The organism is Luteibacter sp. 22Crub2.1 (assembly GCF_900167995.1).
In the GTDB taxonomy this organism is placed as follows: Bacteria; Pseudomonadota; Gammaproteobacteria; order Xanthomonadales; family Rhodanobacteraceae; genus Luteibacter; species Luteibacter mycovicinus.
The window spans coordinates 270,511-279,901 of the sequence record NZ_FUYT01000006.1 but is presented as its reverse complement, the minus strand read 5'-3'; the positions used below and the strand labels follow the sequence as shown (position 1 = coordinate 279,901).

Annotated in this window: 9 protein-coding genes and 1 pseudogene; 1 reads left to right on the top strand and 9 read right to left on the bottom strand. The window is 57.1% G+C overall.

Features of this window, described 5'->3' with window-relative positions:
* The 6 genes from B5X73_RS08435 to B5X73_RS08405 form a co-directional block, all read right to left on the bottom strand.
* A partial coding sequence (locus B5X73_RS08435; RefSeq protein ID WP_254857259.1) for a transposase occupies positions 1-184 on the bottom strand: 184 nt, incomplete at its 3' end.
* A gap of 1,000 nt (positions 185-1,184) precedes the next feature.
* Complete coding sequence (locus B5X73_RS20995) at positions 1,185-1,517, bottom strand: hypothetical protein (RefSeq protein ID WP_176167786.1); 333 nt, start codon at positions 1,515-1,517, stop codon at positions 1,185-1,187.
* A 283-nt stretch (positions 1,518-1,800) separates the two neighbouring features.
* A complete protein-coding gene (locus B5X73_RS08425; protein ID WP_079521315.1) occupies positions 1,801-2,151 on the bottom strand; it encodes a hypothetical protein in 351 nt (116 codons plus the stop codon).
* 1,078 nt (positions 2,152-3,229) lie between these two features.
* Positions 3,230-3,814, bottom strand: coding sequence for a hypothetical protein (locus B5X73_RS08420; protein WP_079521314.1), 585 nt, complete (start codon positions 3,812-3,814; stop codon positions 3,230-3,232).
* Between the two features lie 548 nt (positions 3,815-4,362).
* The gene (locus tag B5X73_RS08410) at positions 4,363-4,992 is read right to left on the bottom strand and encodes a hypothetical protein (RefSeq protein WP_079521312.1); all 630 of its coding nucleotides are present in this window, start codon (positions 4,990-4,992) and stop codon (positions 4,363-4,365) included.
* A 21-nt stretch (positions 4,993-5,013) separates the two neighbouring features.
* Positions 5,014-5,622 carry a DUF416 family protein gene (locus tag B5X73_RS08405; protein WP_079521311.1) on the bottom strand — a complete coding sequence of 203 codons (609 nt, stop codon included), beginning with the start codon at positions 5,620-5,622 and terminating at the stop codon, positions 5,014-5,016.
* Between the two features lie 270 nt (positions 5,623-5,892).
* Between B5X73_RS08405 and B5X73_RS20605 the strand changes: the two are divergent.
* Positions 5,893-6,974, top strand: a pseudogene (locus B5X73_RS20605) (IS3 family transposase).
* Between the two features lie 154 nt (positions 6,975-7,128).
* Here B5X73_RS20605 and B5X73_RS08385 read toward each other — a convergent pair.
* The 3 genes from B5X73_RS08385 to B5X73_RS08375 all read right to left on the bottom strand — a co-directional run bounded on the left by B5X73_RS08385 (position 7,129) and on the right by B5X73_RS08375 (position 9,386).
* A complete protein-coding gene (locus B5X73_RS08385) occupies positions 7,129-7,593 on the bottom strand; it encodes a DUF4265 domain-containing protein (protein WP_079521307.1) in 465 nt (154 codons plus the stop codon).
* A 251-nt stretch (positions 7,594-7,844) separates the two neighbouring features.
* Positions 7,845-8,291: a hypothetical protein gene (locus B5X73_RS08380; protein WP_079521306.1), complete on the bottom strand. Its 447-nt coding sequence runs from the start codon at positions 8,289-8,291 to the stop codon at positions 7,845-7,847.
* A 468-nt stretch (positions 8,292-8,759) separates the two neighbouring features.
* Positions 8,760-9,386, bottom strand: coding sequence for a DUF416 family protein (locus B5X73_RS08375; protein WP_079521305.1), 627 nt, complete (start codon positions 9,384-9,386; stop codon positions 8,760-8,762).
* Positions 9,387-9,391 lie beyond the last annotated feature (5 nt).

The window sequence follows — 9,391 nt, the reverse complement described above, 5'->3', positions numbered from 1 at the left end:
CATCCTTGATGACCTCATTTTCCAGAAGCTGCTCGGCCAGCAGCTTCTTCAGCCGGCCGTTCTCAGTCTCCAGGTCCTTCAGTCGCTTGGCCTCCGGCACGCTCATACCGCCGAACTTGCTTCGCCACAGGTAGTAGGAGGCTTCACTGAAGCCGTGCTTGCGACACAGGTCTTTGACCGCCATGCCGGCCTCGACCTCGCGTAGGAAGCCGATGATCTGTTCTTCGGAAAAGCGTTTCTTCACATCCAATCTCCTTCTCGTGGGGGATTGGACTCGAAACCGGGCCGCTACTCAAATCTGGGGGGACGTCGGGGGATTGGACTCGAAACCGGGCCGCTACTCAAATCTGGGGGGACGTCGGCTGCGCCGCGTCGTCACAAGACGTGGCGAACCGACCGCCTTGCCCGAACTGGCCCAACGCCACCGAATTGTCGTCGCCGGCAGCCTCATCGCGCTGACGGCCACCCCTTGCACTCCACGGAGGTGTTCATGGCAATAAATCGCACCCTTAACGTTGAGCCCTCCCGCGCCCCCATGCCGGTTGAGATATGCATCTGCCGCCGGCAGCGCATCGCCGTCACGCACACTCGCTGCCAGCATATTGCGGGCCTTGAAGTATTCCGTCACACAGCCCAGGGCCCGGAGTGCCTCGGCAATTGCATCCACCGTGCTCTCATCGAAGCAAAACACGCGAAATAAAGAGTTAGCCGACTCCACAAGCACCCGGTCGAATCATCGAACGCCATCTTGAAAAGGTGCACGAACGGTATCGCCGAGGCCGGCTTGGCGCACAGAATGGGATGTTATCGCTGATGCAGGCGTCAGGCGATCGCGCCGGTCTTGCTTTACGGACTTGCCGGAGGCATCTGACCAACTTCCGTCATCCAGGTCGATTGAGAAACGCTCGGTTTGCCTGTGACCCAGAACATCGGTGTTTCCATAGCCGGGCTGTGTGTCGACTGAAAGGACGTCTCGGGAGGGCCGCGCCACTACCTGCGAAGCGCGCGGAAAACCCTATGCCATGGAATTGACACTTGCAGCTCAGCCAAGCGGATCCCCCCGAGGTATCGCGGCTCGTGCGCGTGCTGACGCATTGGAAGACTTGCCCATGCACGTTCGCTATTGCCGCTCACTCGTGTTGGGAGGTGGCGATGTTTTGAGATCACTTCCCCCCGCACAATGTTCAGTTCACCAGTCGAGAAGCAACTGACGATGACTCCACAACAACGGAAACCCTGGTGACACTACTTGTGGAGTCCATCCAGACCGATACCATAACGCTTCCAGGTGATACTTCCTGATCAAGCACTCGATCGATTTCGGCAGTAGCTATCGCGACGATGCCATTGGGCACAAGCAACGAGTGACTGGCTACCAATTGGAGACCTTTGGCTGCCTTCACCTCTGACAAAGACACTTCAACATCACCATCCATGTAAGGCCTTACCGCAACCGAAATGCATGATTCTGTTGCCGAGATTATTTCGTCGTCTTCATATTTTTGGAACGATCGCACCTTTGTTCCTTGGGTCGACGATGAAAATGATGCCATGTTCCGCACTGATCACAACGCTCTTCATTCCTGATCCCTCAATTTCGGCTGTCTAGCTTCCGCACCCTGGCGGCAACAAGAAAACCTGGCCGATGCCCTCGGGCGGTCGCAGGGTCAAGCGAGTCAGGGGCGAGACCGATTGTAGTCGTTGGCGAAGCAGCCGAACTCGATGCCCTGACCTTCGGGACTTTCTGGCGTCAGGCATTCGTGTCAGATTGCTGCCGCATCAGGCGCGTCCGATCCAGGCTCAGGCCCCGGGTGCCAGCCCGAGCGCAAGGGCCATGCCCACAAAGGCTCCCACAGCGGCTAACAGCGCGCCGAGCGCATGGCGGCGGAGGAAAGGCTTGCGCATCGCCAAGAGTTGCGCCTTGGCCTGCCGAACGCCCTCGCCATCGTTAGGGCGGATAAAGCGCTGGGGTCGGAACACGAAATGAAATCGCAGCGTGGGCGTGGCGGCCAAGTCCAGCCACTCGCCGTGCGCCTGGGCGGTGCGTTGCGCCGCTTGAAAAGCTTGCTGCGCTCGCGCATGGCTCCACAGCGCATAGCCCACGCCAGGCGCGATGCCCAAGAAAAAACCCACTTCGCTGGCACTCACCATGAGGATTCCGGTTGGTTGGGCCTGGGATCATTCGGCCGGGGATTCGGTGGCAACGGCATGGCGCGGCTATCGCAGCGACAGGACTGATTTACGGTCTGACAACCGTGACTAGAAACGTAAGCGACTTTTCCATTGCAGGCCTAACGGGCTTAAATCCTTGGTGGTCAACGGGAGTGGTGAAGCGCTCGCGCAGTGAATCAACCGATGCTGCCTTGTAGGTGATCCAAAGTACGATCCCAAGGTCGAGTTGAAATGACTATCTTCCCTAGGTGAACGCTTGGTCAGTGTTTCGACAGCAAAAATTTAATGGGATGCCTGTCGCCCCCTGCAGCGGAAGAATTTTCCAAGAGTTAATTTCGGTAGCCAAGTCGGGATCGTGCCTCAATTCCTCGACAACCCATGCGATCTCTTTGCTCTTTCCTCGCCTCCTACGGAGAGGTTTGAGGAGCATCGCTCTGAACGGTAGGCTACGGTCGCGTATCAGATCGATGAGTTCAGGAATGCGGGCGGATGGACAGCTTGCCGCGACTGCCGCTGCGAGGCCCATGACGAAATTTCCCGGACCTGTCCTCACCCGATTCCGCTGATCACGGTATAGGCTCACCAAGTCATCCCAGTATTGCGCGGCCGCTGGGGTGGCGAGTGATCTGGCTAACGACTCAAGCGTTCCTCCGGAGTAGGCGCGATGAAGATGCCGAGCGAGAATGGGAAGTGCCTGAACATAGCTCTCCGTGGACATCATCGGAAGCCTGTTCACCATGTCCACGACCACTCCTACGTTTTCCAACTCTTGCAGCATTTTCGCGCTGTTCAGCCTTAAACGCGATCACCCGTTCTTTGAGTTCTGCCTCCTGCGCTTCCCGCTTCCTTTTTCCTTCCTCGGTCAACATCTTTTCACCTTAGCTCATCGGTAGCCGAACGTGATTGATATCGCCAGCATCAATCACCTCTTGAAGCGGCCTCGATAGTAAACGCCTGGCTCCAAGACAATACTTAGCCGTTTTTAACTATCCAGACGCGCCCGACCTCTATCGGAGGCGGATCGTCGGTTACCTGCCCGGATACGGGCCATGGTGAGTCAATGCGATTGCGGCTTTACTTGTGTGGGCAGCGTTTTCCATGAATTGATCTCGGTAGCAAGCGCCGGGTCATGTCGCAGCTCTTCAACAAGGAGGGCGATCTCAGCACTCTTGCCTCTTTTTCGGCGTATTGGACCCAGCAACAATGCGCGGTAGGGTAGTTGTTCATCGCGCAACAACGTGATCAAGTCCGACAGCCGGTTGGGCGGCCAGCTTCCCGCCACAGCGGCGGCTAGCGCCATCGACACACTTGCCCCCTGTTTCGACTGAGGGTGAGCCGCTCGCCGGTATAACAAGACCAGTTCGTCCCAATATTTTCGCGCCTCCTTAGTAGCCAGAGAGCGGGCGAGAGAGGCCAGGGTTCCGTCCGAATAGGGTAGATGGAGATGCTCGAAGAGGATTGGGAGAGCTTGTTCGTACTGCTCCGTCGACATGTTAGGTAGTTGATTCACGATATCGACATGCACGCCAACGTTCGCTAATTCGCGAAGAAGGGCAGCCTGCTCGACTTTGAAAGCCGCAATGCGAGCTTCTATCTCGGCATCTTGCTTGGCTCTTTTTTTTCGACCGTCTTCTGTGAGCATGCTTACAAATTCAATTCATGGGTAAACGGACATGGTTGATGTCGCCTGCGTCAATAATCGCTTGCAAGGGCCCCGAAATTTTTGTGTCGTCATTTGTGTATAAGTCAAATCGAAGGTTATTGTCGCGGGAGAACTGCAAATAGTCACGGATCTGAGAGGTAAGGCCCTGCCGGGATACATTCTTGACCTCACTGAGGGAGATGCTTTCGATGATCCCGTCTGGGAATCGCGTTTTCCCGCTTCCCATCTGTACCGCAACCTTGTCTCCGATGTTCGCGACCTTTCGCACCGCTTCCTCACCTCGCCGTCCTTTCGCGGCGATCTGTGCGTAGAACCGCCGCTAGCGACGCTACAGCGCCAACCTTGTCGCAAATACTGACGTTGGACCATCCTTTGTCGCAGACCTGGCTGAGCGACTCTGGTCCCATCATCGTCCATGCAGCACCGAGCGCTGTCTACCCGCCACATGTGGCCGTCGTTCAACCTACAGCCGGGCCTGGGACGTCGCCTGCACGACAGATGTTCAGCCGCCGCCCGCTATCGCCACCCTACACTGCTTGAAAAACGCGTATCGCTTCGAAGTCGTCGGAAGAGATTACGGGCGTCGCTACAGCACGCTTGCGCAGGCGGTTAACCAAGTCGGTTATCGGACTGATGGCGACTGCGTCCTGAACATCGAGCGATTGACTTTCCAATTCGCGTGACACCCAAGCGTGGAACATGACGCGTTGCTCCCGCTCTAGAGTCATGCGGCCGTCATAATCAGGCGCGTTGTAATGAAGGGTTGCATCGCCTGCGGCGTCGAACGCCATGTTATAGGCAGCCTGTCGGATCTCAACGAGGCGTTTATCATCATCGCTGCTCGCGAAGTCTGTGAACAACTGCAGTGCTTCTATGAACGATTCGGCGTAGGGGGACTCCAAAGTCACAGCGTCAATCGGCGAGGGGTATAGCCGCTCTGTCACGTCCATGGGCGGAAGTGGATGAGCATCGAGGACGAATTTCCACACGCCAGACAGAACGTCTTCGATGGGCGGGCGGCCGCCCGCCTGAGGTGCCCAAATGGAATAGCCGACACGCATCCGATCTAAAGCGGCCGCTGCGACAGCAATGCGCTTTTTCCGTGCAAGTCGCGCAAGGGTCGTGCTGTCGTGTTCTTTGTCGTATCGCATGCTCATGAGTTTTCACCAAGTGGCATTTCACTCAGCTCGGCGGATCAACTCAATCTGCCGGTAATTCAGCTCAAGGACGCGCCGCCGAAGCTGAGAGGCAAGAGGCTCCGACTGCGCGCTCGACGCTGCAAGGAAGAAAAGATCGTCTTGCATGCGATTCAACTCGAGCGATAGCAGCGAGGTGGTCCCCTGAATTAAACGATGATCTTCACCCACGCCATCCTCATCCAACAACCTCTGGGTTGCCAAGTTGATTGTATCAAGCTGGACCTGCGTCGCCGCTACGATCGACGTAATGTCTTTCGCGTGAATGAAGTCGAGCAAGCTACAGCAAATGTCCACAGCATCAAGTGCCGCCGAGGTATAGAACGAATCATAATCCTCCGAATCCGGCATGACCTTCTCACACTCATTACTGGTCAGGAAGGCCGGCTCACCCCACCGGCCCTCCTCCATGGTCTTCCAGCATGCCGCCAATGAAGCCATCACTTCGCCCATGCCAGCATGATTCGTCTCCGCCTGGAACGCGTAGAACATGGGTAACGCGCGCTCCAGCAAACAGATCCCGAAGCCAAGTCGCTCCAGATCGCTAAGCTCGATCAATTTCTCTTCAAACTGCGCAATATCGTAGTCCATCAGACTTCCAAGGCGGGTTTCGTTATTTAAGGGGTGACAGCGTATCGATTCCCTCACGATCTAGAGTTTGCACGCATGATGGGCAAATAGGGCGGCTGGCAGCGGTACCCGTTGGAGTCAGTCCCATCTCCCTCGCCGCGTTCATGCCATTGACTTCAGCATGCATCCTCGGAACGCTTTTTCCGTAAACCTGCCCCTGTCGACCCACCGTAAACTTACGCCAGACATAAACCGAGGTCTCCGGGCGAAATATCCCCAAGGAGACCTACGATGCGCAAGAGCAAATTCAGCGAGAGCCAGATCGTTGCAGCGCTGAAGCAGGTCGAAGGCGGCGGGCAGGTCAAGGACACCTGCCGGGAGCTGGGCATTTCCGAGGCGACCTATTAGACCTGGAAATCGAAGTACGGCGGCATGGAAGCGTCGGACGTTCATCGCCTGCGCGACTTGGAAGCAGAGCATAACAAGCTCAAACGCATGTACGCAGATTTGGCGATAGAGAACCACGGGCTTAAGGATCTCATTGCAAAAAAGCTGTAGACCCGGCGCATAAGCGCCCGCTCATCTCCTGGTCTGTCGAACACCATGGATGGAGCGAGCGCCGGGCATGTGAGGCACTGGGCTTCTCGCGACCCACGCTGCGCTACAAGGCTCGCCCTGATCGGTATGAGCCCGTCATCGCTCTCTTGGCTGAGCTGACTGAGCGATTCCCCGAGCGCGGCTTCGACACACCTTTCCAGATCATCCGTCGCCGTGGCCTGCCGTGGAACCACAAGAGGGTTTGGCGCGTGTATTGCCAGATGCAGTTGAATCGCCGCCGACGCGGCAAGAGGCGTGTTCCGACGCGCCACCCGCTACCGTTGGTCGCTGGCGAAGCGATCAATGGCAGCTGGTCGGTCGACTTCATGTCTGACGCGCTCTGGGACGGTCGCCGGTTCCGCACCTTCAACGTCATTGATGACTTCAACCGCGAAGCACTCGCCGTGGAAATCGATCTCAATTTGCCTGCATCGCGCGTCGTTAGCACGCTCGAGCGCGTGGCTGCATGGCGCGGCTGCCCATCAAAGCTTCGTCTGGACAATGGCCCGGAATTCGTCGCCCTGGCGCTCGCAGAGTGGGCGGAACGCAAAGGCATCAAGCTCGACTTCATCGAGCCCGGAAGGCCCATGCAGAACGGCTTCATCGAGCGCTTCAACGGAAGCTTTCGGCGTGGTGTTCTCGACATTCATGTCTTCCGGAACCTGACCGAAGTGCGCGAGCAAGCGGAGCTTTGGCTGGCCGACTACAACCGCGAGATACCGCATGACAATCTTGGCGGCCTGACGCCCGCCGCCTATGCAAAACAGTTACAGTAATTCTGGACTCAAGATCGGACCGCTACTGAAGCCGGGGGGGGCGTCGACCCACCTACTTCAGTGGGTGGGCCAGGATCCGGTTGCAATAAACGATCCCACAATCCCGCCCACGAGCGTTAGAAACGCCCCGACTTCATTCATCGCAGCATCACGCCTAGGTCTGCCCGGTTTCGTAGCTCAGCATGCCTTCATCCTCCAGCTGCTGTAGCGCATTCGCCACGGATTGTGCTTCATCTGCCCTGACGCTGATGGCGAGAAGATGCTCCGACGACCGTTCCATCAGCACGTTGGACTCGGCGATCGCGTGAAGTGCCTTATCCTGACTGCCTATGGATCGATCGCCGAACCAAAGACGGAAAGTCAGGTGACCCGAGGGGTGGACTTTCAAGATTTTGCGTTGGCCGTCCACCTCTACCTCGTCTCCCAGCGCGAGGTCATAAACGAAGAACGGGATGCAGCACAGGGAGAATCGGGTCTCCGTGATTTTCTTCCCCCAGAGCTGCTCCCAACGCTGCCGCCCATCTTGGCTTTCCAGAGGTACGCGAAATACGAAGTTGGATTGATCGCGCCAGATGGGATCAGCGTGGATCGCAACATAGTCACCGTCTCGGTATTTCATGAATTCACTCTGTCCAATGCGGACGGGCCAATCGCCCTCATATCCAGGGGGCGGGTTCTTTGGATACTCTCCCGCTCCAGACTCCGCGCGCGTCAAAGGCAAGCGGGCGGCTGTGCATCAGCAGATTGCACAGGCAGTAAACTTATGGAGCAAGCTCGACCGTCAGAGAGAGACCATGCGCTTACCGATCGCTATCGCATTCATTGGGCACCGGTCTAAGCCGCCGGCCACCAGCGATCGATGAGCCTCAACTAACGCGCAGAATCGTCTCGTTGGTAAACCATCCTCTGCACTGCATTCGACATGTCCCCTAGAGATACGCCCGCCTGCTCGGCCACGCCAAGCGTAAAGTCCAACGCATAGCCAGACAGATTTGTCGCCCGATTTAGCGCGATCCATAATAGCCGCTCGATCGCGACCTCTTTCTGGATCACGTGCGGCGGATACGGCCGCCCCACACGCTGAGCAAGGCAACTAATCCAACGGTCTGCCTCTACCGTCTCGCCCACACTTAGATATTGAAGTGCGGCTGTCAGTGCAAGTCGCTGATCGTCGGTCAGGAAATCGTTGATCGTGCGACATAGATGGCAAGCGATCAACGGAAGCGAACGCATATCGGTTGGCGATTCAACACCACACGGTCTGCTCTCGGCCCACCGCACGATTGACGCCACGCTTTCGTCAGGAATGATGCTCATCACAGTCTCAAGGTGACCCTGTCACTACGCGAAGATAATCCGACGCTATCGTACAACTCGCGCATGCCTTCGACGTCAACGACGGCTGCTTGCTCATCGCCTTACCCACGGACTGTGTTCTGGAGACCAGACCTGTGCGTTAGAAGCATTCATTTAAGTGCTCCAAAGGGTGATATCGGTGCACTTTTGCTCGCTGAGACCGTGGGATCGTTGGGAGTCTCGCCGTATCGCGCCTCCAACAGTGCTCGTTGGAGCGCGATCAGTTCTTTAGTATCCGAAACCTTGAGAGACTCAGTGGTCATCTGAATTCGCCCGTGGATTCTCGTGGGGCCTCCTCCTCCCACCCTAGAAGCCCTATGCGCACTGGAGAGCACCAGTTTTTATCGCGAGGCTGTCGCATGCCGCTTCGCTTACGCCACTCGCGGTGTTGATGCTCGCGGCACACTGGAGGACGCAAATCCGTAGGGCCTATCCAGCTTGAAACGCCCGTATCTTGTCAAAGTCGCTCATGGAGACCACGGGATGAGCCCGGGCTCGCGCACGGAGCTGATCTACCAATCGATCAAAATCGGGCGTCCGCTTTGCCGCGAGTACATCCGCGTCCTGCGCCTCCAACTCACGGTCCACCCAAGGATGATTAGACATCAATTGTTCGGTCTCTGACGTGAGCCGGTAGTTGAACTGCGGATCGTTGTACCGCACAAGCACATCGCCGGCGGCATTGTCCGCCATGTTGTATGCTGCCTGACGAACCTCAACCAGCCGCATGACATCTTGGGTGGACGCGAAGAGCGCCAAAAGCTGAAGCGCTTCTATGAAGGATTCTGCATAAGGCGATTCCAATGTCACAGCCGCTTCCTGGGAGGGATAAAAGCCTTCCATTGTGGCTGCATCGGGAAGATCTTTTCCCGCTGCCACGTAGGCCCAAACATCGTCCAGGATCCGCCCAACGGGCGTATGCTCCACCTCGGGTGACCAAATGGCGTAGCCCGTACTCATTCGCTCTAGCGCTGCCGCAGCCACCGCAACCCGACTGCAGAGAGGAAGGTCCTCAAGCAAGCGCAGATCGTTCAGCTTGTCAAAGCGATTAGGCATAAGGG

What these genes read in the sequence shown, in the direction of transcription:
- B5X73_RS08425 (WP_079521315.1), bottom strand. Translation starts at nt 2,151, where the DNA reads ATGGTGAGTGCCAGCGAAGTGGGTTTTTTCTTGGGCATCGCGCCTGGC.
- B5X73_RS08380 (WP_079521306.1), bottom strand. Translation starts at nt 8,291, where the DNA reads ATGAGCATCATTCCTGACGAAAGCGTGGCGTCAATCGTGCGGTGGGCC.
- B5X73_RS08420 (WP_079521314.1), bottom strand. Translation starts at nt 3,814, where the DNA reads ATGCTCACAGAAGACGGTCGAAAAAAAAGAGCCAAGCAAGATGCCGAG.
- B5X73_RS08405 (WP_079521311.1), bottom strand. Translation starts at nt 5,622, where the DNA reads ATGGACTACGATATTGCGCAGTTTGAAGAGAAATTGATCGAGCTTAGC.
- B5X73_RS08375 (WP_079521305.1), bottom strand. Translation starts at nt 9,386, where the DNA reads ATGCCTAATCGCTTTGACAAGCTGAACGATCTGCGCTTGCTTGAGGAC.
- B5X73_RS08385 (WP_079521307.1), bottom strand. Translation starts at nt 7,593, where the DNA reads ATGAAATACCGAGACGGTGACTATGTTGCGATCCACGCTGATCCCATC.
- B5X73_RS08410 (WP_079521312.1), bottom strand. Translation starts at nt 4,992, where the DNA reads ATGAGCATGCGATACGACAAAGAACACGACAGCACGACCCTTGCGCGA.